Below are 25,684 nucleotides of genomic sequence, written 5' to 3'. Positions count from 1 at the left end.
GCGGCCGTTAATGACATGGTGCGCAGCTGAGCCATTTTCGTTAAATTAAGTCACAGTACTGAGTTAACTGCACACGGCTAAAACTCGTCATTTTTGCCTGATAAAGCGCTGCTTTAGCTAAAAATCCACTAGTAGCATGCCAAATATTGCTTTGTATCAAACGAAAGGTCACTCATGCATTGCAGTTTGTTTTTAAGGTCGTTATGTTATTGATTAACAATGGCTGGCTTAGTGTTTTTGTGCTATTGAGCCATTTGATCTAGCCATTGATGATTATGCTGAAAGTGTGGAAACCTGTATACGACTTGATTCCATAAATATACCAGCTGATATAAGTGCGCTCGCTGGTAAAACGTTCACATTCCCTGTTAACCCTGAAGATGGTTATATTGATGGTTCAGTGTATTTTTTTGCCGCTCACAACCCAGTTGATGTAACCAAAATTACTTTTGGTGAATGTGAAAATGGCAAATTACCAGTCACATTTGAAACAAACTGGGTTTTAGAGTTTGAAATGACTGGTTTTGAAAACTTCAATACAACTGTTGTCAGCAGCATTGAGTAAGGCGTTAGGTATACAAACTGGCTATGGAGAGTAGATTGAAACAGTTTTTCTTAATTTTTATTATGTCTTCTATTCCTCCTTTCCTTATTTATTGGGTAGGCATTAATACCTTTGACAATTATGCCGCTCACTTAGGGTACTTTAGTCTTTTTCCCGTATTTTCAATACATGCTTTAGTTTGGGGCTTGCTAGGCGGAGGTGGGTTTATCATTTCTTCTTTCGTAACAAAGCAGTCTTTAAATAATAAAAAATTTTCATTTAAACACCTTGCTATATTGGGGCTGTTAATAGGAACTAGTCATTTTATTGCGCAATTTAATATAGAGTACTTTTTAGCTATGTTGCCACTGCCTGTCTTAATTTCTTGGCTTTGTAGCTCTGTATGCTACAAATTTATCGATAAGGCAGGCTAAATATACCTAACAAGCAATTTAAGCAGACTGTCAACGCTTGGCATTTTCAGCTCGGTTTAGCTTAAGTGATTTAGGTGGTAGGTTTGAGTGTATTGGTAGTGTTGTCTGCTACTTAATTGGGCGTTATGTTCTTGGAGGTAAATATGAGTAAAAAGATATCTGAGATCCTCTTTCGCTCTCTGGGTACGCACGCCCTGAAGGCTCTATCCGTCTCAGAAAATGAGCTTAAGTTAATAGTAGCTCCTTGGGATAATCTTCAAAACGAAGCTGTAGCAGTTTTTAAAAGTGTGAATATCATCTATTTCGAAGGTGATAGTGGTGAAATAGGTGTGGTTTCAGATCTCAATCTTCCTTGGGATATTATTAGGTTTGATTCAACTCAGATAAGCGATTCAATCTGGGAGTTTGGCTTATGTTGCAGTGAAGTAAAGTTGGGGTTTAGAGCGGCCATGCCTAAAATATTTTTCGCATAGTGTCTTACAATAATAGGCTACGAACATAACAAGCAATTTAAGCAGACTGTCAACGCTTGGCATTTTTAACTCGATTTAGCTTCAGTGATTTTGGTGGTAAATTTGAGTGTATTAGTAGCGTTGTCAGCTACTTAAGCGGGAGTTAGGTAACCAAAGTGGGCACTGAGATTTTAGGCGTTTTCATTTTCATTACTCCATTAATGTTTATCCTGAACATAGGAATGCTTTTTAAACGCAAATTTCCAAACCCAAAAGCATTAATTGTGTTGATTTCTAACACTGCTTTCATGTCGATATTTATTGTTTCAGGTATTTTAGATGGTTATTTGTTGCAAGCTACTTTGGCAGGTGGGCTATTTTTAATTCCATTTCAAGTTGTTAGTATTGTCTTAGCTTTTATGTTCAGTGGGCTTTTAACTAGGTTCTGCACAAACAGAGCAAAGGTTACCTAACAAGCTGTTTAAAATGATGTCTTACTGCTTGGTTGGCTAATTATAACCAAGCATTTTGCGCCTCTTAGCGGGCGTTATGTGGAGCATCTAGTGTGGCACTTGCAAGTTGAACGCGGCAACAATGGCTGGCTTAATATTTTTCGCTTTAAAAGCGATAGTGCTGACATATATACGGGCTTAACAAGCTCTTGCTTGCGCCTCTGATGAATTTCGTACTTACACCCTTAATTAGTTGAACACCCTGTCGGTTATTTGTAACGCAGCATTAAATAGTTATGTCGATCTCAATGCGACGTTTGTATATGCGTCAGTTATGTCAATTTGATTATAAAAATCGTGTGCAGCCTGCATACCAGCGTCGGCGTATAGCCGCCATTCAGGGTGGTCGTCACCCCCTGAACCTACCGTTTGCCTGACGAGCGCTGCTGTACCCGACTTTTCCCACCAATTGGTTCTTGTCTTTTGGGAAAATTTTGCAATAAATTCCGCTTCAATCAGCAACCATAAGTCAGTTGGACCTTCAAATTGTGCAGACATGATTTTAGACATTTCGCTAATTAAATACGTTTGAAACACATTAAATGAAGCTGATTCATGTTTTGGCAGCTGAACAGACGTAAAGCATTTCGCCATGCTAATCATGGTTTTTGATAATTGAGAAGGGTCTATCAGTTTTTGCGTAAAGAACCCCTGGCATATCGCTAAGTCGTCTACGCCAACTAGTTTGCCTTCTTTCAGTGAGCGAGTAAGAATGGATTGCACTAGAAGCATCTCTAGATGGTTATAGTTGATGTAATAGTCCCATTTCGAGCATAGGCTCCAGACTTTCTTTTTAAACAACGATCCCTGTTCGCGATTTGTGGTGACAGCCAATGAAAAAAGCACCAACAAAAATTTAGCAGTTACTTTTGCCTCAACCTTGTTATTCATGAGCTCGTTCAGCCAGTTAAAAGGTACTTTGTAGATTCTTTGTGATGCATGAATAAATAACAGCCCTGTCTCTTTACCTGCGCTACTGCCTGTTATGTTCTGTAGTTCTTGATAAACCTTAGATCTATATTCGTTTAATGCTGCTTTGATTTTTTGTTCTTTAGTCACGTTTAATTAAAACCTTTGCGGTGTAAAAATATACTGTTAAGCCTATAATTTATAAGTATTATATAGGTGGATACTATAATTATAGAAGCCACATATTATGTCCATATCAGTTTAACGTACAGATAAAACTGGCTCGGTAAAAAAACTGTGATTAACCTTGTTTGACAAGTATTGTTGGTGCCACAAATGCTACGCCATAAAGCAAGCCTAATGAGCAACGTTAAAATCAAAAAAGCTGTCAATCATGTTGACAGCTTTTTGGGTTTAGCCGTGATGCTAGCCAATAGCGTATTGATTAGAATGAGGTTCGCTTATAACTGCGATACTCTGGCGTCCAGAAGTTATTGTCTATAGCTTGAGCTAATAAGGTATCGCTAGTGGGTAAAGCATGACCATCAGCAATGGCCTGTTTAGCTACCGCAAAGGCGATATGTTTACTCACTTTGTGGATCTCTTCTAGTTTTGGCAGTAGCGAGCCTTCGCCGTTGATGGCTAATGGCGAGCACTCTGCTAACGCTCGGCTTGATGCCATCAGCATTGCGTCACTCACGCGGGCCGCTTTTACCGCTAACACGCCAAGGCCGATACCCGGAAAAATATAGCTGTTATTACATTGGGCGATTTCATAGGTTGTTCCGTCAACGACAACGGGCTCAAACGGGCTACCTGTGGCGACCAATGCTTGCCCGTGAGTCCAGTGTAAAATATCTTTTGGCGTTGCCTCAACTCGGCTTGTAGGGTTTGATAACGGAAAGATAATGGGGCGCTGACAATGGCTATGCATTGCTTTTACTATGGCTTCTGTAAATAAGCCTGGCGCACCTGATACACCAATTAACACGGTTGGTTTACCGTTATTGACCACATCTAGCAACGAAATGTTGTCGCCAACATTGCTCCAGTTTTCTATGTCACTGCATTGTTGTGCCAACTTTTGCTGAAATGGCAGTAGGTTTGGCATGTTCGATTGCAGCATTCCCCAACGGTCAACCATAAATACTTGTTGGCGGGCTTGGGTTTCGCTAATGCCTTCGGCTACCATTTGCGCCACTATTGCCTCGGCAATCCCACAGCCAGCTGACCCGGCGCCTAAAAAGGCAATACGTTGTTGGCAAAGCTGTGTGTTAGCGGCTTTACAAGCGGCCAGTAGTGAACCTACGGTTACTGCTGCAGTACCTTGAATGTCATCATTAAAGCAGCAGTATTGGTCTTTGTAGCGCTCTAATAATGGCATGGCATTTTTTTGGGCAAAATCTTCAAATTGGATTAATGCATCTGGCCAGCGTAGGTGAACGGCTTGCATGAAGGCTTCTACAAATTCAGCGTATTCATCACCGCCAATGCGTGGGTTACGCCATCCCATGTACATTGGGTCTTCTAGTAGGTGCGGATTGTCGGTACCTACATCAAGTGTGATAGGCAGGGCATAAGCCGGACTAATACCACCACAACTGGTGTAGAGCGACAATTTACCTATGGGGATCCCCATGCCGCCAATACCTTGATCACCTAGACCCAAAATGCGCTCGCCGTCAGTTACCACAATGATTTTGACTTTATGGCGAGTCGAGTTATTTAAAATATCGTCGATACGGTCTTTATTTGGGTACGAGATAAACAGCCCACGGTTACGGCGGTATTCTTTTGAGAAACGCTCACATGCCATGCCGACGGTTGGGGTGTAAATGATAGGCATCATCTCGCTAATGTGGTTTTCCACTAAGCGGTAAAATAGCGTTTCATTGGTATCTTGTATGTTTCTAAGAAAGATATGCTTGTCTAAGTCATTGGTGAAATTTTTATACTGATCATAAGCACGCGATGCTTGCTCTTCGATCGTTTCAATCACCTGTGGTAGTAATCCTTCAAGGTTAAAAGAGATACGTTCTTCGTCGGTGAAAGCGCTGCCTTTGTTAATCAAAGGAGCTTCAAGAAGGGCAGGACCGGCAAAAGGAAGATAAAGCGGGCGTTTATGATCGTCCATTAGAAACCTTTTCTCTGTGTTGTGAATACTGTGGGCAATGATTGTAATACCACTTTATATAAATCACTGGTCTGTTCAGAGACTTACAGCAAATGCTATCGCCAATAAATATTAACACAAAGTGTGATCTTTGTTAGGTTTGTTGGTCGATAAAGTGGGTTTTTAAAGTCACTGCAGGGGAGGGTTGTGCAGGAAGCAGGCATAAAAAAGCACAGCAAATGCTGTGCTTTAATCTTAAACTGACAATTATGCTTCAGTTTTTTTTGGGCGGTACTTAAGGGATAAACCCATTAAAAAGTTGCGTAAAACTTGGTCGCCACAAGGTTTGTAATGTTTATGGCCAGGTTTTCTGAATAGTGCGCCCAATTCCGATTTAGACATATTAAATTCGGCTAGGGTTAGTGCTTCAATAATATCGTCTTCACGTAATTCAAAAGCAATTCTAAGCTTTTTGAAGATAAGGTTGTTGGTCAGCTGCGACAATGGCTCTGGCACTTCGGCGCCAGGCTTTAGTCCACGCTTGTAAATGACCAAACCGTCGAGAAATGTACACATGATTTTGTCGTTACAAGGCTGGTAGCCTTCTTCCGACTCTTTTTTCAGCATGTTGATCATTTGCTCTTGCGTGACTTCATGTTTAGCTTTGGCAAAAACACGAACCATTTTTGCATTGCTTAAATCAAGAATGTAGCGGACTTTACGTAAAATATCGTTATTAATCATATATGTGTTTTCTTTGTTCTATTTGACTGCGCGGCTGCGGAATCATCACGGCGAAGTATAGCAGAATCGGTCGCCATTTACTCTGTTGCTGTAAATGCATCGCTAATCGCGCTTTTACCGCTTTGGTAAAGTTTGGCAACGGGGCGGTTGTCTAATGCTATGACTTTACTGTAAATACTATTGCGGATCTTGTCGTGCAAGCCAAAGGTACGTTGAGGATGTTGTAGGTCCCAAGAGGTGTTTTCTAAAATAACCACGTTAACCTTTGATTGCGGGTAATACAGCGCCAAGCTGACATAACCGGGTAGGTAACCACTGTGGCTGTATTCTGTAATACCATCTTGTTGACTGATTTGAGTGCCATAACCATAGCCAACGGTCCCCCAGCGATGTTCGCGAGTAATGTGGGGCGTTGTCATTTGTTGCAGGTTTTTGTCACTGATTAGCTGGCCAGTAAATAGTGCATGTTGAAAGCGGCTATATGCATCGGCTGAGGCAACGATGCCACCTGGAGCGAGCAAATCGGCGGTGATTTCAACATCAGAATCGGTGTAGTGCGATGTCAATTCACCAGGGCTAGCATGGTGTGATTGCGAATTTGTGGGGCTTTTAACTCGCGTTTCAGTTTGGCCAAGTATTAATGACGGCTGACTGATTTTTATGGCTGAAGTTTTACCTAAACGTGCATTTAGGCCGCCTAAGTCAGCGTTAATATTTAGTGCATTAATTTGCGCTGCTAGCGGCTTTTGGTTCACCTGCTCTAGCAGTTGCCCCAATAGGGTGTAACCATAGTTTGAATATTTAAAGCGTGTACCGGGGGTAAACACTGGCGCTTTATTAGGGCTAATTAACCCTGATGTATGGCTCAACAGTTGCGATACCGTGACGCTGTTGGGGATATCGGTTTGATATGTGCCAAGGTAATGGTTGATCGATTGCGTTAATTTAACTTTGCCGGCATCGGCCGCTTGAAGTACTAATGCGGCGATCACTTGTTTTGAAAGTGATGCAATAACAAATTGTGATTGCTGGTTGACCTGCTCGCCAGAAATATAAGTAAACAGTGGCTGGTTGTTACGTTTTACCATGATAATGCCGTTAAAAGGGCGCTCATCTTGGGTGATAATGGTCGGCAGTTGTTTGGCTATGTCGCTACTGGCCATTCTATTGGCGCTCGCTTTGTTGAGCGCCCATAAGCAAAGCGTGATGAGTGCAATGCTCAGTGTTGTTTTTATAATGGAGTGCATTGCTGGAGTCTCGGTGATTAAATGTGTTGAGTCGACAAATAACGTCTTAATAGAATCAGGCTATATTAAATTAGGGCTTTGTTAATATCAAATTATGCATGTATTATTTTGCGCTAGCACACTGTTATTAAACATAAAGCTGGTAAGAGTATCGGGGCTGAGCATTTATGGCTGAGGCCGGCTTTGATGCCTTTGCTGTTTTATCGTTCTACGTTGGCACAAAAAAAGCACCAAAGAGGTGCTTTTTGTTACGGCATCGACTTGTCTGTCATCGCTAACTTATAGCTGGGCTGCAGCCCATTTAGCGCGGTTAGCAGGGCTTTCTTTTAAGCCTTCTTTGTCGCGGAACGCTTTGTAAGATTCAAAGTTGAGTGGCACCAATACCACGTTAACTTCAAGCATCAATTTACACTCTTTTTTGATCCTCCAAGCTGACGTGTTATACAGTTCTGCTAACGGCAATGTGCCCAAAAATTCTGGGTTATATTGTGCATAGAGCGCTTGAGTTGGGTAAACCACAAAGCTTAAAGTACGCTTTGGCTCTTTAGTAAATAGCTCTTCAATACCGTCACAGGTATTAAGTACCTGCATTTCGATAGCTTCATCGATTTCAATCAGTTTTTTTTGTACAGGCATATGTGCTGGCTTTTCGCCTGCTTCCCAAGCGATAACATCGGCTTCGGTGACTTTACCTATTTCGGCAACTTGTGCAGTGGTTAACGCCAATGAATGACGAAGGTACTGCATTTCAATGGCATTTAGGCCAAGATCTTTAGACATGTTTTTTCCTTAATTAAATTTCATTGCGCTTGCCGCTAGCTTTTCATCCACACGTTTTCAGCCCATTCCCAGAAGGTTTCCCAACTGTCTTCATGGATTTCACCGTCTTGCCATAACTTGACTTCGCCTTCTTGGGTGATGAAAAAGAAACTATCGCCTTGCTGGCAAATTGGTACAAACTCACGCGGTAAACCAATTGACCAAGCGTACGCGGTAACTTCTGATAAAAAAGTGTGCGAGTATGGGTCGCTTGCTGTCACAGGCTCTAAGCTACCAACAATAAGATCACTGGCTTCTAGCAAGTATTCTTTCAATGCCAAAGGCAGTGGCATTAAAATTTCTTCTTCTACTTCAACAATTTGCTCAAAGGTTGCCAGTTCTAATGGAATTGGAACTGTCTCGCTCATTTCTTGGAGTTGCACAATGATATCGTTCATAAATTTTCGCGTGTTAAGACTATTGGGCGGGAGTATAGACTTTTATCGAGTGCGGTACAAAAAGGGATGCAAAGAATATTGGGGAGCCCCGCGTTAACCGTGCTCCCCAAGTGGGTTTTACGCAGCGCTAAGTAAGCTTGCTTGGTCAAGGCGCTTATATTTGAGCCATGCCTTGTGGTATTGCTTGTGTGATTGTTGGCGTAATTGCAAAATTTCGGTGGTTTCTACAGGGTTTAAACCGCGTTGTTGCAGATGCGCTGTTTGCTGTATTTGCTGTACTTTTTCATATACCAAATGTTCGTCGCCGCTTTTTATCTCGGCTATATCGTCTAGGTGCAGTTGGACTTCAGCAATCATTTGCGATTGAGGTAGCCTTACTAATAGGTTGAGGTCGCGATAACCTGACGCTTTGGGCTCGGCAAATCTGTTTTTAATCTGCACAATTTGGCTGTTTGATTTTAGCTGGGTGTAGGCTTGCATCAGATTATAAATGTCTTTACTGACAATACTGGCTCTGACTATATCTGTCAGTTGGCTGGCGTCGTTGCCAAACTTAGCTTGCACTTTTGCTTGTGCTCTTTCTCTGCTTTTGATGTCTGCGAGTATAGCTGTGGTTTGTGTGGTATTGGTGATGCCGTTAAGTAGAGCTTTAAGCTCTTGTTGTGCGTCGGGAGCTAGCGTATATAGCTGTTCTAGGTTGCCGCTGACTTGTTTAGCTTGTTGGTAGGTCATCGACTCGATTGCGGTTAAGCCGTTAAGGTCATTTGATAAAGAAACTTTAGTGCTATAGCTGCGACTGGGTTTATTGGTGTCTTGCTCAACCGGAGTGGTTTGGGCAATCGCAGAGCGAGTAGAAAGCAGTAATAAGAATATGAAAAATGTTCGCAATAACCGGTTCATAGCAGTCCTTATTGTTGGCTGAAACTTAATTTAACGCTTCAAGTCTTAAGCAATGCTGAATGGTAAATTAACAATTATTCATAGTGTGAGCAGGGCCACTAAAATCAAAAAGGCCGTTGATAAACAATGTTATCAACGGCCTGTTTTATTGTGGTTTTTAGGTGTTTTTGCTTAAAGCTTTTTTACCAAATTTTTACCCGTTTCTCTGGTGCAATGTACATGGCATCGCCCTCTTTAACGTCAAACGTTGTATAGAAGGCTGGCATGTTAGATAGCGCGCCGAGTGAGCGGAACTGAGCAGGTGAATGTGGGTCAGTTGCTACGCGGTTACGCAATGCTTCTTCTTTCATTTTGGTACGCCAAATTTGCGTAAAACCAATAAAGAAACGTTGATCACCGGTAAGGCCGTCAATCACTGGCGCTTCTTGGCCGTTAAGTGACTTTTTATAAGCGCGGTAAGCAATGGTAACACCGGATAGATCACCAATATTTTCGCCAAGTGTTAATTGGCCATTAACGTTAAGGTCGTCAAATACTGCGTAGTTATCATATTGTTCAATCAGCGCTTTACCGCGCAGCGAGAACTCTTTTAAATCTTGTTCTGTCCACCAGTCACGCATGTTACCTTCGCCATCAAATTTAGCGCCTTGGTCGTCAAAACCATGGCCCATTTCATGACCAATCACCGCGCCTATGCCACCGTAGTTTACGGCATCGTCAGCGTCCATATTAAAGAATGGTGGCTGCAGGATGGCCGCAGGGAATACAATTTCATTCATGGTTGGGTTGTAGTAAGCGTTAACCGTTTGTGGTGTCATTGCCCATTCCCAAGTGCGGATTGGACCACCGAGTTTTTCAAGACTTTTCTCATGGCTCAATTGACTTGCACGGACGTTGTTACCGAAAAAGTCGTCGGCTTTTATCTTTAGTTTGTCGTAGTTTTCCCAGCGATCTGGGTAACCAATCTTAGGATTAAACTTGGCGAGTTTATCTTTTGCGGCAACTTTAGTGCTGGCACTCATCCATTCTAAAGACTCAATGCTGTCGCCATAAGCGCCACGTAGGTTTTCAACTAACGTTTGCATGCGTACTTTGGCTTCAGGTGCAAAGTGGTGCTTAACGTAAACTTTACCGACAACCTCACCAAGTAGGCTGTTTACTGATGCTACACCACGCTTCCAACGTGGGCGTTGCTCTTCTTGGCCGTTGAGTGTTTTAGAGAAAAACTCAAAGTGTTCGTCATTAAGTGCTTCAGTTAAGCTGGTTGCAGCGTTGGTTAATACTTGCCACTGCATGTAAGTTTTCCAGGTATTGAGGTCGGTGTTTTTTATCACCTCGTTTAAGCCGGAAATATAGCTTGGTTGGTTGATTATAATATCTGCTTGCTTATCTGCACCCAGCGCGGCTAGGTAACCAGTCCAGTTGATGTCTGGCGCCAATGTCGGTAAGTCTTTAACTTGGTATAGGTTATATGTCTTTGTGCTATCACGTGTTTCAACTACATCCCAATGCTGCTCTGCAATCGCGGTTTCAAGCGCTAGTACTGCTTCAGCACTGGCTTTAGGCTCTGCAAAACCGGCTAGGGCGTACATTTTTTCAATGTGTGCCACAAAGGCTTTACGAATATTAACGAAGCGCTCTTCTTGATTAAAGTAGTAATCTTTTTCTGGCAAACTTAGGCCATATTGCCAGATATGGGTAGCGTAACGGCTTGAGTTTTTTGCATCGACGTCGATATAAAATGCCATTGGCGTACTACCGCCGACAACCTGGCTGTGAGCAAAGTAAGCCACAAGTTCGTCTTTTGATTTAATTGCACTGACTTTTGCTAGTTCACCTTGAATTGGGGTAACACCTAATTTGTTTAGGGTGTCGACATCCATAAATGAACGGTATAAGTCTGCGACTTTTTGCTCATCGCTACCCGCTTTAAGGTTCGGCGTGGCGGCGACGGCTTCGATGATGGCTTTTACATCGTCACGTGATTTTTCACGAAGATCATAAAAAGCGCCGCTGCTGGTACGGTCGCTAGGGATAGTGGTTTTTTCTACCCAGGTACCATTAACGTATGAGTAAAAGTCATCTTGAGGGCGAACAGACTTATCGAAGTTTTCAAACTCAATACCCGATGTAAGAGCTGTTTCAACGGCTATTGCGGTTTCTGTTTTGCTTGGCGCAGGTGTTGGCGATTCAACGGTTTTAACCGCGTCGTTATTACACGCACTTAAGCCAACGATGAGGGATGCACACAAGCTCCCAATAATTACTTTTTTCATTTTTATTCCTTTATATGCCGTCAATTTGTTGTTCATTATCAATGACAATTGAATGCATTTATACCTATTGCATTAAGTCAGTAGTCAGCTCAAATTGTGCTGGATAAAACACATGACAAGCAATGGCATGCTATGCATGAGGTTTGCAGTACTTAGTTGCTTGAATTTGTGAACAGCGACCTAATGCAATGGGTATGACATCAACATTAAATTGACATTGAATCTTGTATGTTAAGGCTTTTTTGTTTCTATGAACAAGCATATGTTAGAAACATGCCGTGATAATGGTTGGATATCTGTAAGAAAAGGTGTCTGGTGAGTTAATTTGGTATTTCATAGTGATGGCGAACATTCGTTGGCTTGATACCATCTTGGTGCCGTTATCATTTGAGTGCAGGTATTATTTGGGTATTCAAAGCCCTTTTCTAAGTGATACTTACAGCGCTATGTTTGAGCCATTTTATCTTTATTTATTAACACTCCTTAGTGCATAAACTCGTCAATTTAGTTTTATCTAATGCTTTATGCTTAGGTTTAGTGTGTTTCAGGCCTGAAAATCCCCACCCTTTGGCTGACAATTATATAAAGTATGTTAACAAAATGTAAATTAGCGGTTAAGTAGGTACTATTGCCAGTGGAATTTAGCATTCAAAAAAAATGACTTACTAAATAAAACAACCAAGCTAATCATCTATTCAGGAGGAATTATGACGACTTCAACAGCTTCATTATTCAAACTTAGTACGCTTTGTGCCGCAATATTACTGACCGCATGTTCAACCACCGAGTCGCAAGTGGTATCGCCTTATTCTGCCGCTGAGCTCGAACAACGAAATCAAGCTCTTTTAGAAAGAGAGGCCGCAGTTGCTAAACGTGAAGCTCAGGCTCAAGATTCAGCAATGAGCGGCAATAGCTTTGATACATCGGGTGAATTATTGCCACCTAACGCCAGCGCTGGCGAATGTTATGCTCGCGTATGGGTTGAGCCAACTTATGAGCAGTACACTGAAACCGTACTTGCCAAAGAAGCAAGCCAACGTATTGAAGTGACTCCAGCGCAATACGAAACGAGAACTGAAACTGTTACGGTACAACCTGCTAGTTTTAAAATGGTGGCAGTGCCAGCGCAATACGATATGGTAACCGAACAAAAATTGGTTAAAGAGGCTGGCACGCAGTGGTTGGTCGATCTTAAAAAAGGCAGTGCACCAGCGAGTAGTGAGCTGCTTAACGCCGCGTCTGAACACGGCATTGATCTAAATAGTGCTGAAATTGGCATGTGTTACCACGAACATTATTTACCGGCTAAATATGAGCAAAATAGTGAATCAGTGCTGATCAGTGAAGCTTATGAAACGGTAGAAACAGTGCCTGCACAGTTCCGTTGGACAGAAAAGCGGATACTAGTTAAAGAAGCTAGCACACGTATCGAACAAGTCGATGCGGTGTATGAAACGGTAACCGAAGATGTTGTTGATGTTCCGGCGCATACCATATGGAAAAAAGGCACAGGCCCAATCCAAAAAATTGATGCTGCCACTGGTGAAATCATGTGTTTGGTTGAGGTTCCAGCCACGTTTAAAAGCATCAGTAAACGGGTATTAATATCTCCTGCCACAACGACCACGATAGATATTCCTGCAGAATATGAAATGGTTAAAGTGAAGGAGTTGGTAAATGAAGCAACTGAAATCCGCAAACCGGTTGCCGCTAAATATAAAGACGTTGAAATTACCAAAAAAGTTGCGGATGTTGAGTTTGTTTGGCATGAGATCCATAACCACGAACACCCAATGTCAACACGAACAGGTAATAAAATCTGTTTAACCGGTACTGAAGCTGAATATGAAACGGTTAATCGCCAAGTTGTTGTACAGCAAGCAAGTACGCAGCGAGTGGAAATACCTGCTGTGTATGAAACGGTTGAAGTGACCAAGTTGGTGGCGGCGGCATCGGAATCTCGTGTTGAAATACCAGCGGAATATGACAAGGTAACCTTAAGTAAAATCAGCAAAGAAGGTTTTATGGAATGGCGTCCAATTCTATGCGAAACCAATATGACGCGTGCAACGATTATGGATATTCAAAATGCGTTAAGCGACAAAGGTTATAATCCTGGCAATATTGATGGCGTAGTGGGAGTAGACACCATGAAAGCGGTAAATGCTTTTCAAACTGATAATAGCCTACCAACCGATAAATATATCAACATTAAAACGATTAAAGCATTGGGGCTTAGCTTCTAAAAACTGTTAACCTGTCAAATGCATAAAGGCGCGGTTCCTCTTGGAGTCGCGCCTTTTTTTGTGCAGGATCCGTCATTGTTAAGCGCTATGACTTAACTGTACTCATTCACTGCTGTTTTCGAGTTAAGTTTATATTACTCATTCTTCAATTAGCTTGTTTACCGTTATAATCACTTCAGAGTATTCGCGGGGTTCTCCCAACAGCGTGTCTTGGCATGCTAGTTATTAATGGTTGAGCCACAAAAGCCATTTGGCGTTAACGCTAAGCCAAGCACGCGGCTTCTTATTTTATTTGTTGAGCGAGAAAATTGATGTTGAATATAGTTTTTGTTGCTGGGTACGGAAATTCGACCAAAGGGCATTGGCAGCATTCATGGAGCCAAAAAGTAAGTGATAGTTATAATAGCTATTGGGTTGAACAAGCCGACTGGGACAACCCTAATTGTGCCGATTGGATCGATGCGCTCAACGTGTTAGTGCAATCACTGCAAGGACCTATTTTATTAGTGAGCCACAGTTTAGGTGGCAGTACGATTGTTGAGTGGAGCCACAAATACGCTGCAACAGGAGCGGCCAACGTGTTGGGGGCATTTATGGTGGCAGTGCCCGATGTTAACAGTGAGCATTTCCCAAAAGCGATTACGGGTTATGGCGATGCGCCAAGCGTTAAGTTGCCTTTTCCAAGTTTGATGTTAGCCAGTACAAATGACCCCTATGCCACCTTAGCAAGCACACAAAAGATGGTTAAACAATGGGGCTGTAGGTTAACCGTCATGGGCGAGTTAAAGCACATTAATGCTGAGTCAAACCTTGGGCTGTGGCCTGAAGGGTATCAGTTGTTAACCGATTTTATTAAATTGGTCACAGCGACAAAGTAACAGACGTTGTAACGGCTTTAACGTTAGCAATTAGCCATAAAATGGCAGCATAAATAAACGTTTATTGTGCAACGTGGTAAGTCGTTAGTTGTGCTGCTGCGGGGTTGTCGAACTGATAACAGGATTTACTCGGCGCAAATCTTTGCCCTTTAGGCGTTCAGCCCTCATAATGTCCGCCATTATGGTTATATAGCTGAGTAATACTGTGCGTTTAGATAAATTTATTTGTGAGTCAACTTCCCATTCTCGTGTGTCGGCCAAAAAAGCATTGCACCGCGGTGACGTAACCTGCAACGGTGAAGTGGTTAAAACCTCTGGGTTTAAGGTGACTGATGAGCACGAAATTCGTCTTGAAGGTGAGTTACTTAAAGTTATTGGCCCACGCTTTATCATGCTCAATAAACCTGTCGATACGATTTGTTCGACGATTGATGAAGAGTATCCATCGGTCATCGGTTTGCTTGATGTTATCCGCCCTGAAGACTTACACATTGCGGGGCGTCTTGATGTTGACACCACAGGTTTAGTCCTTATTACTACTGACGGTAAATGGTCTCACAAAATAACCTCACCGAAAAAAGAGTGTGGTAAGCGTTACTTGTTAGAAACGGCAGAGCCGCTTTCAGCAGATTTAGTTGAGCAGTTTGCCACTGGCTTACAGCTCAACAATGAAGATGGTTTAACTAAACCAGCTGTGCTTGAAATTCTCGGCACTCACCAAGCACGGCTGACCATTACCGAAGGTAAATACCACCAAGTTAAACGCATGTTGGCTGCGGTAGGTAATAAAGTGACTCAACTTCACCGTGAAAGCGTGGGGAAAATAGAGCTTGATAGCACGCTTAAAGCAGGCGAGTGGCGCTTTTTAACCGACGCTGAGGTTAAATCAGTAAAATAGGGTTAATGCCTATTTGGGTAAAACAGTATATAAAGGTTAAGTAATTAAATTGCTTAACCTTTTTTTATGCGCGACGTATGACCTTGTTCATACTATGGTTGTCTATCAGCCGTTGGAATAAGGTGCAGTGGCGCGCCATCATTTAAGTAGGCGTCATCGACTTGGTCGAGTTTATTGTAGAGGATCATCTCAATTAAGCCGTCAATATAGGCTTGCCCTCTCTCTGAGTATTTATCTAAGGTGGTCGCCAGTTCAATGCCGGTAATAGGCATGTTGTTGGCACGCAGTTTTGCCCGCAAACTACGTAATTTTTTATACGCATTGTTGGTGTTTAGGTTTAGCAAATAGCCTTCAACTGATGCCAAAGGGGTATCGAACCGAGCTACCCCATAGTTGCCCAACTCTTTACGCTGTTGTTTGGGTACCATCCCATTACCGCTAAAATCCCACTGCCCAAAAAAGGCATTACCTTCAAGGGTAAACCTAGAGGTAGCCCAACCACTTTCTTCAGCAGCCTGAGCCAGTACTAGTGAGGGAGGGAGTATGTCGATATCTTCAAGTAGCGCTTGTCTTTGTGGCTCTGAAAGAGAGTCATAAACGCTGTCAATGATCCGGTACTTAACGGCAATGTTGAGCAGCACAATGTCGTCTAATGGTGCTGATTCGATTAAACGGCGCTCCAATAAAATATTTTCATTGGCAACCAGTATTAGTGGTGCTATTAGTCTAAAAAACACCATTTTTTTTTGTTGTACTGGCATATTGTGAGAGGTTTTTTGCCAGCGCTCACTGACCGCCTCAAAGGTTAAACGCGGGACTTCTCGGTTACCATCACGCCAACTTTTGGTATTGTAATTTAACGAGTCGAATAAGGCTGACAGTTCATCGAGCGAATTGATTTCAATATCTTGAGGCGCCCCAGTTGGCCTGTCGTCGGAAACGTTAATAAAGCTCTTCTGGGTTTGAGTTGAGTCCGCATCGGTAGCAAGATCAGCGGCAACAATATGCTCGGTTTTGGCTTTAGCCTCAGTGTTTGTGGCGGTTTGAGGTTTAGTTGCTTGGATTGGCTGACTTACGGCTGGGTTAGATTTAGGCTCGACAAGGGTGGCCGTTTTATGCACGGCAGCGCTTGAGTTGTCAGGGTTAAATTGCGAGTTAGCCGCGTAGAGCAGTAATGTTACTGCTACGGCTAACAAAGCCATTTTAGTTTGAGTTTTTTTAAGCATCGAAGCGTCCGGTAAGTGATAAGTGATGGCGGCATCAATTCATGCATTATCACTTAAATCTAGTCGAACTTTAGTAAATATTCATTAATGTAGTGCTGTATGAATTAAGCTTGGCCCGATTGGATCTGCTTTTGTAGCCGAGCCCAATTAATTACCCCTACAATATTGTCATCGCTGTTTTGGTAAATATAAACTGCGCCGCGCCGTTCCTGTGACAAAAGAATATACACTTCGTTTAAAGTGGCAGTATCAGCAATACCTTGAATTGGGTGGGTCGTTAATGTTGTCGCATGCTCGTTGGTTTGTAGCTCAAATTGTAGCATTTCGACTTGGCGCTGTGCGTTACGTACTAACACTGACCGTCCTTCAGCGTGTTTAATCACATCTAATAATCGCGGGCTGTCTTTGTTGGCCACAACCACTTGTTTGTCCATCAAATGACGCACACCAACTTTTTGTAAGCCCAAATTAACTGGAGCCACTTTATAACCCAGCCCCATAATCTCTAACTGTTTGAAGAAAATCGACTTTGTTTTAAATCCTTGCTGAGAAATCAAAAAGGCAGGAATGACAACAAACATCGATGGCAGAATAATAGAGGCATTATCAGTCAACTCAATTAAAGCCACTAACGAGGCTAAGGGGGCGCTTAAGCAAACGCCCATCATGCCGGTCATGCCAATAATGGTATACAGGCCCATATAGGGCGCGATGGATGGGAACCAAATGCTGCACATCAAGGCTAAAATAGTACCTAGCAGTGCCCCTATTGAGTATAGAGGACCGATTAATCCACCGGGGATCCCAAGGCCTATTGCCGCAATGGTAGCGATCATTTTTCCGACTAAAATGGCGAGTAATAACCCAATACTGGGGTGTTCTGCCAACGTCTCGGCAATCACTAAATCGCCGCTGCCAATCGCTTGAGGTAGCACTAGGCCAACCAAGGTGGTAATCACGCCTGCTAGCACCAGCCGGTGCAATAGTGGCCATTGCTGCGCAGAGTTAGTGACACTTAACAAGGTGCGATTAAATAAGGCCGCAATACAACCTAAAACCACCCCAAACAATGTTAGAAAAAAGTATTGACTGAGCGGAATGACCGCAACGCCTATTTGATCAAATTCATGCACATTACCAAATACCATCTGGCTACTTAATGCGCCGCAAATGGCCGATGTCATAATTGGGAAAAAGTAATGGATACGGTACTCTCGTAGCACCACTTCAAATACAAAAATAACGGCGGCGAGGGGCGCATTAAAAATAGCGGCAATACCGGCAGCAATGCCACTGGAGCACATAATGCGGACGCTGTTATCAGGCAATTTAAATTTTTCAGCCAATACGCTCGCACTGACTGCGCCAAGGTGAATTGCTGGACCTTCTCGGCCAACTGAAAAGTTTGTTGCTAGTGCAAATAACGCTTGGAAAAATTGCGCCGGAGCAGAAGGGAGTGGAATTTTGCCATAATGCAGCTTAACGCGGTGGATAACATAGGCGATGCCCATGCGTTTATACCGCTTAGATCCCATTCTGGCCACAGCCCAAATTAAAAAAGCGCCAATTAGTGGCAATAACACTCGCCAGTCATCGATGATATCCGTAAAATTAAGCGCTTGGGTTTGGGTAAATGTGTCAAACCAGACTAGCAGCAACCTAAAGAGCATAATCACCGCTGAAGCAACTAGCGCAAACGGAAGGGCAATTAAGCACAATTGCACACTAACTTTTGCTTCAGAAAGCGTATCTCTTAAGTTAGTGCTGAGATATTTTTTTAGATTGTCTCGTTTAGTCGCGATTGTTTTATGCACTGACACGTCCACATTCTTCAATTTTCACATTTGCAGTAACATATGAAATTTTTTAAGGGGCTGTTTCTTAATGTCAAAGTATCATCGTTGGCTTGATCGCATGCAAGTGATTGAACGACAATTTCGTACATCAAGTGTATATTTATTCTTGTTGGTTGTGGCGTCAATTACATTAGGCGCATTAAGCTTTGATGTTGCCACGGCCTACTTAACACCTAAAGTAGAGCCGGCTGCTGATAAGACTGAGCAATATACCTCAGTGATTAAAGCGCAAGCCGATACGTTAGCTGCGCGAAATATCGAATTGGCACTGGAACGAGAAGCTAATGCTAATATGCAAGCCATGTTTGTTGAGCAGCAGGGCGAGCAGCAAAAGTTAGCCCGGGAATTAGCGTTTTACCGTAGTGTGATGGCACCAGAAAATATAGCTGACGGCATCGTCATTAACAGCTTAGCGTTATCGCCAGCGCTACTGCCTAACCAATATAAGTTTAAGTTGGTGCTTACTCAGTTGGAAAAACGTAAGCGCTCGATATCGGGTCGCAGTGAAGTGACCTTTGTCGGGCTGCAAGAGGGGAAGGCAACCCGGCTTGAACTAGCAGACTTAATTGATTCACCGCTTAAATTTAAGTTTAGGTATTTTCAGATTTTAGAAGCTGAAATCACGCTGCCAGAAAACTTTATTTTATCTAATGTTATAGCCAAAGTGGTGGTGCCATCGAGTCGCTGGACTAAAGGCTCACAGGCGAAACAAGAATTTAATGCACAAGATTTACTTGTGAATGAAAATGAGCAGAGCATAGTACTTGAACAAAACGGTCAGGTATTGGATAATTCTGCCCAGTAAATAGAAGTTAAGAGGTAATAATGACTGAACAAGCTGAAGATGCGCTACCTATCCGCTTCACGGATGCAGCCGCATTAAAAGTAAAAACCTTGCTTGATGAAGAAGAAAATGACGCACTTAAATTACGTGTGTATGTAACCGGTGGTGGTTGCTCGGGTTTCCAATACGGCTTTACTTTTGATGAAAAAGTAAACGAAGGAGACTTTACCGTAGAGAAGCAGGGCGTTCAGTTAGTTGTTGACCCTATGAGCCTTCAATACCTTGTTGGTGGTGAAGTGGATTACACTTCTGGCCTGGAAGGTTCGCGATTCTTTGTTAAAAATCCAAATGCGACAACCACTTGTGGTTGTGGTGCGAGTTTCTCAGTTTAAGCTCGCGTATTGGCTGATTTTTCAAGGCATAAAAAAGCCGTCGTCAGACGGCTTTTTTATATCTGCTTTTCAGTATCAGCGCATAATATTTAGGTTCACTTCGCGATTAAAGTAGCGGCTGACTTTACGGGTAAAGGCAATGATTACTTCAATGGTTGCGATAGCAAGCAACACTCCAAATAGTATCCAGTCAGGTATACCTTCTGCCAAACTACCTTGAGTGAGCGTTGCAAGGGCTGAGGCACTATTATCAGGGTTATACAGCGCCAGAGGTAACATGCTCGCGATCACCCATTGTAGGGCGGTATACACGCGTAGCATGATTAAGCCCGCTTTTTGTTTGCCGATAATCGCCAGCACCATAAATAGCGTTAAAATACAAAATAGAACCCCTTGGCTTACCATCAATCCAGTCAGCGACATTAGCACGAGTATCACTAATAGTGCGATAAGGCGTTTAGGCATGCTGATTGGATCGGGGGAGCTTTTGGGAGTTACAGCGCTATTTGTGTCCACTTTATATCCCTTTATGACCGCAAGCTGTGGCAGGCAGATGCCATAGATACAGCGAACAGATTAAGGTTCGCTGTAACATTAAACTTAATTAGTGACGTTTTTTCGGTGCTAAACGCTCTTCTAATTCATACGGTGGAATAACCACACCTAGATCGTCGTGCACAGGGAATACGGCAACAAATAGGTCGTCATCTTGCATACCCGGAACCCAACGCTCTAACCATTCATCAAGTGGAATTGCTAATACTTGGCAGTCTTTCCAGTCATCGACAGCCCAAAGTGCAGCTGCTTCTTCTGTTGGCCACATTGGGATGCAATCTTCATCATCGGTGGTTAGCATGACGCACCCATCTAAATCTTGTAGCGACCACAATGTTTTGTGCTCTTTAACTTGTTCTACAAGGTAGTCATAACGAGATTCTGGCGTCATTTCAGTAATTTGTTTTAAGCTTTTGCTTTTGTTGCTCATCGATTACATCTCTTAAATTAAAATGGGGCGGGCGTTAGTTATATACGCAATGCGCCGAATTATGGGAATAGTACCATTTAGCGAGAGAATGAAAAAGCAAACAGAGCCCGATAGGCTCTGCTTTTATTTAGGCTGCAGTTTTAGCGTTAAAGAACTTATAAATAACGCCCGCTAAAATGGCACCTACAATTGGTGCAACCCAAAATAGCCATAACTGAGATACAGCCCAGTCGCCCACAAACAGCGCTGGACCAGTACTGCGAGCCGGATTAACAGAAGTATTGGTAACCGGAATACTGATAAGGTGAATGAGTGTGAGCCCTAGGCCAATGGCAATGGGGGCAAACCCTTTTGGCGCTCGGTCATCGGTAGCGCCAAGAATGATAATTAAGAAAAACAATGTCATTACAACTTCACAAACCAGTGCGGCCGTTAAACTGTAACCGCCCGGTGAGTGTTCACCATAGCCGTTAGAAGCAAGGCCTGCCGATAAACTAAAGCCATCTTGACCAGAAGCTATAAGGTACAAAATGCCAGCACCGGCTATGCCACCAGCCACTTGCGCAATGATGTAGGGAGCCAGTTGCGATGCAGGAAAACGTCCTCCTGCCCATAGCCCAAAAGAAACCGCAGGGTTTAAATGGCAGCCCGATATATGGCCAATGGCAAATGCCATGGTCAGTACCGTAAGACCAAAAGCTAGCGAGACGCCTAATAAACCAATCCCAACATCAGGAAAAGCCGCGGCCAATACCGCACTGCCACAACCACCTAGCACTAACCATAGTGTTCCGATAAATTCTGCCGTCATTTTTTGAGACATATTCATAAATCTTAATCCTTTTGATTTGACCCACTCCAATGAACAGATAGCATTAACCATTCACTATGTAGTTTGTGTAATAAATTTATACACACGCTATTGAATATAAAACATAAACGCAAAAAATGTTTAATTTAGATAGCTGTAGTTATGTTTGCGGCAAACTAACCACTTAAAGCCTGCTGGGAGCTGGTGGAGGGTTGCCATTGTTTGCGCAATGGCATTAATACTTCTGTTAAAGGCTAAGCTATCATCAGGCGTTAAATCGCGGTAAATTTACCCCCGAGAATCGCTTCTCTACTGGCACCTGTAACTGCGGGTAAGTTGCCCGGTAGGCCTAAATTAAAACGCATCGCGAGCCACGCAAAGGCAATACCTTCAACCCATTGAGGGTCCATTCCTAGTTGCGCCGTGGTAACGATTTTATAATGGGGTAACAAGGCTTGCAGCCGAGACATTAATTCAAGATTGTAAGCCCCGCCGCCGCACACATACATTTCAGCCTCAGTGGTTAGTGCTAATACATCATTGGCAATGCTGTGGCAGGTAAAGTCAAGCAAGGTTGATTGAATATCAGCCTCGTCAAGATAGTTGAAGTTCGATAATTGCTGTTCAAGCCAGGCTTGATTAAATAGCTCTCGGCCAGTGCTCTTTGGCGCGGCAAGCGAAAAATATGGGTGTGACAATAAATGCTGTAGCATTTTTTGGTCGGTGGTTCCCGATTTTGCCCATGCGCCGGCTTCATCATAGGGTTGTTGCTGTTGATGTTGGATCCAAGCGTCCATTAAGGTGTTACCTGGGCCCGTGTCAAACCCCGTTACCGCCTCTGTATTGCCCGGCAAGTAGGTAATGTTAGCAATCCCACCGATATTTAAAATAATACGCTTGGTATTAGGGCTAGCAAACACATGCTGATGAAAAGCCGGTACCAGCGGTGCCCCTTGCCCGCCCAGAGCCACATCTTTACGCCTAAAATCGGCAATAACATCAATACCTGTTTCAGCGGCAATGGTATTGGGATCGGCAATTTGTAAGCTAAAACCCATAGCAAGGCTTGGCATATGACGAACCGTTTGCCCATGGCTGCCAATTGCCGTTACTGCACTTTTATCAACACCGGCTTTCTCTAATAGGTTATTTACGGCTTTGGCAAACAGTTTCCCCATAGCGCGGTCTATTTGACCTAACCGATTGATTTCGTCGTTTCCGGGCAGGCATAACCTGTGCAGGTTATGCAGCAGAGGCGGCGGGATCGCCTCTGAATGGTGCTCAACTAATGTAGGAACATGGGTTGCAAACTCAACCAAAACGGCGTCAACGCCGTCCATGCTGGTGCCTGACATGAGGCCAATGTAGTAATTGTTGTTCATGGTATTGAGCTCTGTTATAGGCGTTGATAACGCGGCTAATAAGCCGCTATTTGTACTTGCTTATTTTGTTCCAGCATCGCCATCATCTTTTGGCTAACTAAGGCAAACTGTGCTTTTTCTTTTTTAGCAATAGCTTGTGATTTAGGTAACTTGATGGTGCGTGGGTTACGGTGAACGCCATTGACAATAAATTCGTAATGTAAATGTGCGCCCGTAACACGGCCGGTTGATCCAAGCGTGCCAATAATTTGGCCTTGCTTAACCGATTCGCCTTTTTTTACTTTACGTTTTTTCAAATGTAAGTATTTGGTGGTGTAGGTATCATTATGTTTAATGAAAACATAATTGCCATTATATTTGTTGTAACTAGCCTCAATAACTCGGCCTTTACCCGCTGCTTTAATCGGAGTACCAACCGCTGCCACGTAATCGACCCCGCGATGCGCTTTAACTTGTCCGGTCACCGGATGTAAGCGCCGAGGGTTAAAGCTTGAACTTACATATTTAAAATCGACTGGTGAACGTAAAAAAGCCTTACGCATACTGCGACCTTCAGCCGAGTAATAGTTGCCATCTGTGTACCTAACTGCGGTGTAGCGGTCACCTTGGTTGGTAAATTCTGCCGCCAGAATATTACCGTTGCGTAAAAACTCGCCGTCAGCGTACTCCTCTTCAAACAGAATAGAAAAATGATCATCTTTGCGAAGATCTAAGGCAAAATCGATATCCCAACCAAATATGGTTGCAAGCTGCATAATTTGATTCGGCGTTAGCCCAGCACCCACACCCGCGTTCCAGAAGTGGCTGCTTATGGTGGCGCTGGCAAACTGTGTGCGAGTTTCGACAACTTTAGTGGTGATACTTTCTTGGTATTGATTATCGACGCGGTTAACCACTAAGGTCGATATTTTGTCGAGGTGGTAGCGTAGCTGAACCAATTGACCTTGCTTGTTTTTGGCGATAACTAGCTCATCACCAGGCATGATTTTTAATAAGTTCTTTTTGGCTTTTGGCAGTTGGGTGACATCATATACGTCTTTTGCCGTCAATCCTGCGCGGCTAAAAAGCGCCGCTAAGGTGTCGCCACTTTTAACCTGAAAGTACTTTTCATTTAAGATAAAGTTATTACTGGCAGGCTTAGGTGTAGAACCCACTGGGGTAGGCCCAACAGGAGTTATAGCTTCAGCTGTTGTTGCAGGTGTTGGCGTAACTGCAGCCTTTTTTGCTAACGGTATTTTGCGGCTTTCGGCATTTTGTTGTGCAATTGCTTGGGTGCCATTTGGCGGCGTTGGCGTACGAAAAGCCAGTGGAACTTCGTAACGAGTGTTTACCTCGAACTCACCACTTGCCAAAACCGTTTGATCTGTTGATTTTTCATCGCTTGATGGCGATAAGATAATAATTAGCGTGACAAAAAAAAGGATACTTAACAGTATTTGATGTAATTTTGGCAGTAATTTGAATAAAGTTATAACCTTTCCCATTGACCTCTGTACCAATTTCGCGCTTTCTTCGTGATCCCCTTAGTGTACACGCTTTCAATTGGGCTGGCTAACAAGTAACATTAGTGTCCAGATTTTATGACTAGGCTCCCAGGAGTAACCGCCGATATGGCTGATTTAGAGCAAGCATTAGCAGAAATTAAACGTGGCACCGACGAAATTTTACTTGAAGCGGATCTACTGGAAAAATTAAAAGAAGGTCGTCCTCTTAAAATTAAATTGGGCGCCGATCCGACCGCACCTGATATTCACTTGGGCCATACCGTCATTTTGAACAAAATGCGCACTTTCCAAGAACTCGGCCATGAAGTGATTTTCTTGATTGGTGACTTTACCGGTATGGTGGGCGATCCTAGTGGCAAAAATAGTACCCGTCCTCCGCTAACGCGTGAGCAAGTACTTGCCAATGCTGAAACGTACAAGCAACAGGTTTATAAAATTTTGGACCCGGCTAAAACCCGCATCGAGTTTAACTCTAGCTGGTTAGAGCCACTTGGCGCAGCAGGTATGATCCGTTTAGCATCACAGCAAACGGTTGCACGTATGATGGAACGTGACGACTTTAAAAAACGTTATGGTTCTGGGCAGTCAATTGCGATTCACGAATTCATGTACCCATTGCTACAAGGCTATGATTCAGTTGCACTTGAGTCAGACGTAGAGCTAGGCGGAACGGACCAGAAGTTTAACTTGTTGATGGGCCGCGAACTGCAAAAATCGGCAGGTCAAAAGCCACAAACTGTAATTATGATGCCACTGCTTGAAGGGCTAGACGGCGTTAAAAAAATGTCGAAGTCGGCACACAACTACATTGGTGTGAGTGAACCAGCAGGTGAAATGTTTGGTAAAATCATGTCGATATCTGATGACTTGATGTGGCGTTACTTTGAACTACTTTCTTTCCGTCCATTGACCGAAATTGAGCAGTTTAAAACAGATATCGCAGCGGGTGCCAATCCACGCGACACTAAAATTGCCTTGGCTAAAGAGATCATTGCTCGTTTCCATGACGAAGCAGCAGCAGAAGCGGCGCACCAAGAGTTCATTAACCGTTTTCAAAAAGGGGCAATGCCAACTGATATCGAAGCCGTAGAGATCACCGCAGGTGACTCAATAGCGATTGCTAACGTCCTAAAAGAAGCTGGCTTAGTGAACTCTACATCAGACGCGATGCGTATGATCAAACAAGGCGCAGCTAAAATTGACGGCGTTAAAATTGAAGACACTCGTCTACAACTTAGCGCGGGCACAGAAGGTATTTTCCAAGTGGGTAAACGTAAGTTTGCTAAAATCACTTTGGTTTAATAGCAAGTATCATTATGGGTCAGCAACGTTGGCGACATAATTGATATAGTAACCGCTAATAAAAAACGGCC

Annotated in this window: 25 protein-coding genes; 10 read left to right on the top strand and 15 right to left on the bottom strand. The window is 43.2% G+C overall.

Annotation, left to right across the window (positions count from 1 at the left end):
• Positions 1 to 286: 286 nt before the first annotated feature.
• From RGE70_RS13805 to RGE70_RS13790, 4 genes are all read left to right on the top strand, one after another.
• Complete coding sequence (locus tag RGE70_RS13805) at positions 287 to 565, top strand: hypothetical protein (RefSeq protein WP_310472018.1); 279 nt, start codon at positions 287 to 289, stop codon at positions 563 to 565.
• 35 nt (positions 566 to 600) lie between these two features.
• The gene (locus RGE70_RS13800; RefSeq protein ID WP_310472017.1) at positions 601 to 978 is read left to right on the top strand and encodes a hypothetical protein; all 378 of its coding nucleotides are present in this window, start codon (positions 601 to 603) and stop codon (positions 976 to 978) included.
• Between the two features lie 143 nt (positions 979 to 1,121).
• Positions 1,122 to 1,451, top strand: a complete 330-nt coding sequence (locus RGE70_RS13795) for a hypothetical protein (RefSeq protein WP_310472016.1) — start codon at positions 1,122 to 1,124, stop codon at positions 1,449 to 1,451.
• Between the two features lie 155 nt (positions 1,452 to 1,606).
• A complete protein-coding gene (locus RGE70_RS13790; protein ID WP_310472015.1) occupies positions 1,607 to 1,903 on the top strand; it encodes a hypothetical protein in 297 nt (98 codons plus the stop codon).
• Between the two features lie 273 nt (positions 1,904 to 2,176).
• Here RGE70_RS13790 and RGE70_RS13785 read toward each other — a convergent pair whose 3' ends face one another.
• The 8 genes from RGE70_RS13785 to RGE70_RS13750 all read right to left on the bottom strand — a co-directional run bounded on the left by RGE70_RS13785 (position 2,177) and on the right by RGE70_RS13750 (position 11,348).
• Positions 2,177 to 3,001 (bottom strand): hypothetical protein, encoded by an 825-nt coding sequence (locus RGE70_RS13785; protein WP_310472014.1) that lies wholly within the window; start codon positions 2,999 to 3,001, stop codon positions 2,177 to 2,179.
• 295 nt (positions 3,002 to 3,296) lie between these two features.
• The gene (locus tag RGE70_RS13780) at positions 3,297 to 4,985 is read right to left on the bottom strand and encodes an NAD-dependent malic enzyme (protein ID WP_310472013.1); all 1,689 of its coding nucleotides are present in this window, start codon (positions 4,983 to 4,985) and stop codon (positions 3,297 to 3,299) included.
• 246 nt (positions 4,986 to 5,231) lie between these two features.
• The gene (locus tag RGE70_RS13775) at positions 5,232 to 5,708 is read right to left on the bottom strand and encodes a YehS family protein (RefSeq protein ID WP_310472012.1); all 477 of its coding nucleotides are present in this window, start codon (positions 5,706 to 5,708) and stop codon (positions 5,232 to 5,234) included.
• Positions 5,709 to 5,785: 77 nt separating this feature from the next.
• Positions 5,786 to 6,955: a serine hydrolase domain-containing protein gene (locus tag RGE70_RS13770; protein WP_310472011.1), complete on the bottom strand. Its 1,170-nt coding sequence runs from the start codon at positions 6,953 to 6,955 to the stop codon at positions 5,786 to 5,788.
• A gap of 279 nt (positions 6,956 to 7,234) precedes the next feature.
• Positions 7,235 to 7,735: a DUF4447 family protein gene (locus tag RGE70_RS13765; protein ID WP_310472010.1), complete on the bottom strand. Its 501-nt coding sequence runs from the start codon at positions 7,733 to 7,735 to the stop codon at positions 7,235 to 7,237.
• A 35-nt stretch (positions 7,736 to 7,770) separates the two neighbouring features.
• Positions 7,771 to 8,172: an SMI1/KNR4 family protein gene (locus tag RGE70_RS13760; RefSeq protein ID WP_310472009.1), complete on the bottom strand. Its 402-nt coding sequence runs from the start codon at positions 8,170 to 8,172 to the stop codon at positions 7,771 to 7,773.
• Positions 8,173 to 8,289: 117 nt separating this feature from the next.
• Entirely contained in the window at positions 8,290 to 9,072 is a 783-nt protein-coding gene (locus tag RGE70_RS13755; protein ID WP_310472008.1) for a RelA/SpoT domain-containing protein, read from the bottom strand.
• 182 nt (positions 9,073 to 9,254) lie between these two features.
• Positions 9,255 to 11,348, bottom strand: a complete 2,094-nt coding sequence (locus tag RGE70_RS13750) for a M13 family metallopeptidase (protein WP_310472007.1) — start codon at positions 11,346 to 11,348, stop codon at positions 9,255 to 9,257.
• Positions 11,349 to 12,055: 707 nt separating this feature from the next.
• On the opposite strand from RGE70_RS13750, the gene RGE70_RS13745 reads away from it, so the two are divergent.
• The 3 genes from RGE70_RS13745 to rsuA all read left to right on the top strand — a co-directional run bounded on the left by RGE70_RS13745 (position 12,056) and on the right by rsuA (position 15,370).
• On the top strand, positions 12,056 to 13,594 hold the full coding sequence (locus RGE70_RS13745) for a peptidoglycan-binding domain-containing protein (protein WP_310472006.1): 1,539 nt from the start codon (positions 12,056 to 12,058) through the stop codon (positions 13,592 to 13,594).
• Between the two features lie 311 nt (positions 13,595 to 13,905).
• On the top strand, positions 13,906 to 14,472 hold the full coding sequence (locus RGE70_RS13740) for an RBBP9/YdeN family alpha/beta hydrolase (RefSeq protein WP_310472005.1): 567 nt from the start codon (positions 13,906 to 13,908) through the stop codon (positions 14,470 to 14,472).
• 205 nt (positions 14,473 to 14,677) lie between these two features.
• Positions 14,678 to 15,370: a 16S rRNA pseudouridine(516) synthase RsuA gene (gene rsuA / locus RGE70_RS13735; protein WP_375087857.1), complete on the top strand. Its 693-nt coding sequence runs from the start codon at positions 14,678 to 14,680 to the stop codon at positions 15,368 to 15,370.
• Positions 15,371 to 15,462: 92 nt separating this feature from the next.
• Here rsuA and RGE70_RS13730 read toward each other — a convergent pair whose 3' ends face one another.
• Positions 15,463 to 16,596 (bottom strand): glucosaminidase domain-containing protein, encoded by a 1,134-nt coding sequence (locus tag RGE70_RS13730; RefSeq protein WP_310472004.1) that lies wholly within the window; start codon positions 16,594 to 16,596, stop codon positions 15,463 to 15,465.
• 104 nt (positions 16,597 to 16,700) lie between these two features.
• Entirely contained in the window at positions 16,701 to 18,422 is a 1,722-nt protein-coding gene (locus RGE70_RS13725) for a chloride channel protein (RefSeq protein ID WP_310472988.1), read from the bottom strand.
• Positions 18,423 to 18,480: 58 nt separating this feature from the next.
• Between RGE70_RS13725 and RGE70_RS13720 the strand changes: the two genes are divergently transcribed.
• Together RGE70_RS13720 and erpA are read left to right on the top strand one after the other, a co-directional pair.
• Positions 18,481 to 19,257 carry a DUF6776 family protein gene (locus tag RGE70_RS13720; RefSeq protein WP_310472003.1) on the top strand — a complete coding sequence of 259 codons (777 nt, stop codon included), beginning with the start codon at positions 18,481 to 18,483 and terminating at the stop codon, positions 19,255 to 19,257.
• Positions 19,258 to 19,277: 20 nt separating this feature from the next.
• The gene (gene erpA, locus RGE70_RS13715) at positions 19,278 to 19,628 is read left to right on the top strand and encodes an iron-sulfur cluster insertion protein ErpA (protein ID WP_310472001.1); all 351 of its coding nucleotides are present in this window, start codon (positions 19,278 to 19,280) and stop codon (positions 19,626 to 19,628) included.
• A gap of 75 nt (positions 19,629 to 19,703) precedes the next feature.
• Here erpA and RGE70_RS13710 read toward each other — a convergent pair whose 3' ends face one another.
• The 5 genes from RGE70_RS13710 to RGE70_RS13690 all read right to left on the bottom strand — a co-directional run bounded on the left by RGE70_RS13710 (position 19,704) and on the right by RGE70_RS13690 (position 24,290).
• Entirely contained in the window at positions 19,704 to 20,144 is a 441-nt protein-coding gene (locus tag RGE70_RS13710) for a hypothetical protein (RefSeq protein WP_310472000.1), read from the bottom strand.
• An 88-nt stretch (positions 20,145 to 20,232) separates the two neighbouring features.
• A complete protein-coding gene (locus RGE70_RS13705; RefSeq protein ID WP_310471999.1) occupies positions 20,233 to 20,613 on the bottom strand; it encodes a DUF2750 domain-containing protein in 381 nt (126 codons plus the stop codon).
• Between the two features lie 127 nt (positions 20,614 to 20,740).
• Complete coding sequence (gene aqpZ / locus RGE70_RS13700) at positions 20,741 to 21,442, bottom strand: aquaporin Z (protein WP_310471998.1); 702 nt, start codon at positions 21,440 to 21,442, stop codon at positions 20,741 to 20,743.
• A gap of 254 nt (positions 21,443 to 21,696) precedes the next feature.
• A complete protein-coding gene (locus RGE70_RS13695) occupies positions 21,697 to 22,806 on the bottom strand; it encodes an anhydro-N-acetylmuramic acid kinase (protein ID WP_310471997.1) in 1,110 nt (369 codons plus the stop codon).
• A 35-nt stretch (positions 22,807 to 22,841) separates the two neighbouring features.
• Positions 22,842 to 24,290, bottom strand: a complete 1,449-nt coding sequence (locus RGE70_RS13690; protein WP_310471996.1) for a peptidoglycan DD-metalloendopeptidase family protein — start codon at positions 24,288 to 24,290, stop codon at positions 22,842 to 22,844.
• A 126-nt stretch (positions 24,291 to 24,416) separates the two neighbouring features.
• Here RGE70_RS13690 and tyrS point away from each other — a divergent pair, with 126 nt between their 5' ends.
• Complete coding sequence (tyrS, locus tag RGE70_RS13685; protein ID WP_310471995.1) at positions 24,417 to 25,613, top strand: tyrosine--tRNA ligase; 1,197 nt, start codon at positions 24,417 to 24,419, stop codon at positions 25,611 to 25,613.
• Positions 25,614 to 25,684: the final 71 nt, after the last annotated feature.

The organism is Shewanella youngdeokensis (assembly GCF_033180165.1).
GTDB lineage: Bacteria > Pseudomonadota > Gammaproteobacteria > Enterobacterales > Shewanellaceae > Shewanella > Shewanella youngdeokensis.
The sequence above is the reverse complement of the archived record's forward strand: the minus strand, read 5'-3'. Positions and strand labels throughout refer to the sequence as shown.

Bases quoted from the DNA above. Each gene is read 5' to 3' on its own strand.
- RGE70_RS13795 (WP_310472016.1), top strand. From the start codon at position 1,122: ATGAGTAAAAAGATATCTGAGATCCTCTTTCGCTCTCTGGGTACGCAC.
- RGE70_RS13780 (WP_310472013.1), bottom strand. From the start codon at position 4,985: ATGGACGATCATAAACGCCCGCTTTATCTTCCTTTTGCCGGTCCTGCC.
- RGE70_RS13775 (WP_310472012.1), bottom strand. From the start codon at position 5,708: ATGATTAATAACGATATTTTACGTAAAGTCCGCTACATTCTTGATTTA.
- RGE70_RS13770 (WP_310472011.1), bottom strand. From the start codon at position 6,955: ATGCACTCCATTATAAAAACAACACTGAGCATTGCACTCATCACGCTT.
- RGE70_RS13765 (WP_310472010.1), bottom strand. From the start codon at position 7,735: ATGTCTAAAGATCTTGGCCTAAATGCCATTGAAATGCAGTACCTTCGT.
- RGE70_RS13760 (WP_310472009.1), bottom strand. From the start codon at position 8,172: ATGAACGATATCATTGTGCAACTCCAAGAAATGAGCGAGACAGTTCCA.
- RGE70_RS13755 (WP_310472008.1), bottom strand. From the start codon at position 9,072: ATGAACCGGTTATTGCGAACATTTTTCATATTCTTATTACTGCTTTCT.
- RGE70_RS13750 (WP_310472007.1), bottom strand. From the start codon at position 11,348: ATGAAAAAAGTAATTATTGGGAGCTTGTGTGCATCCCTCATCGTTGGC.
- RGE70_RS13745 (WP_310472006.1), top strand. From the start codon at position 12,056: ATGACGACTTCAACAGCTTCATTATTCAAACTTAGTACGCTTTGTGCC.
- RGE70_RS13740 (WP_310472005.1), top strand. From the start codon at position 13,906: ATGTTGAATATAGTTTTTGTTGCTGGGTACGGAAATTCGACCAAAGGG.
- RGE70_RS13730 (WP_310472004.1), bottom strand. From the start codon at position 16,596: ATGCTTAAAAAAACTCAAACTAAAATGGCTTTGTTAGCCGTAGCAGTA.
- RGE70_RS13720 (WP_310472003.1), top strand. From the start codon at position 18,481: ATGTCAAAGTATCATCGTTGGCTTGATCGCATGCAAGTGATTGAACGA.
- erpA (WP_310472001.1), top strand. From the start codon at position 19,278: ATGACTGAACAAGCTGAAGATGCGCTACCTATCCGCTTCACGGATGCA.
- RGE70_RS13705 (WP_310471999.1), bottom strand. From the start codon at position 20,613: ATGAGCAACAAAAGCAAAAGCTTAAAACAAATTACTGAAATGACGCCA.
- aqpZ (WP_310471998.1), bottom strand. From the start codon at position 21,442: ATGAATATGTCTCAAAAAATGACGGCAGAATTTATCGGAACACTATGG.
- RGE70_RS13695 (WP_310471997.1), bottom strand. From the start codon at position 22,806: ATGAACAACAATTACTACATTGGCCTCATGTCAGGCACCAGCATGGAC.
- RGE70_RS13690 (WP_310471996.1), bottom strand. From the start codon at position 24,290: ATGGGAAAGGTTATAACTTTATTCAAATTACTGCCAAAATTACATCAA.
- tyrS (WP_310471995.1), top strand. From the start codon at position 24,417: ATGGCTGATTTAGAGCAAGCATTAGCAGAAATTAAACGTGGCACCGAC.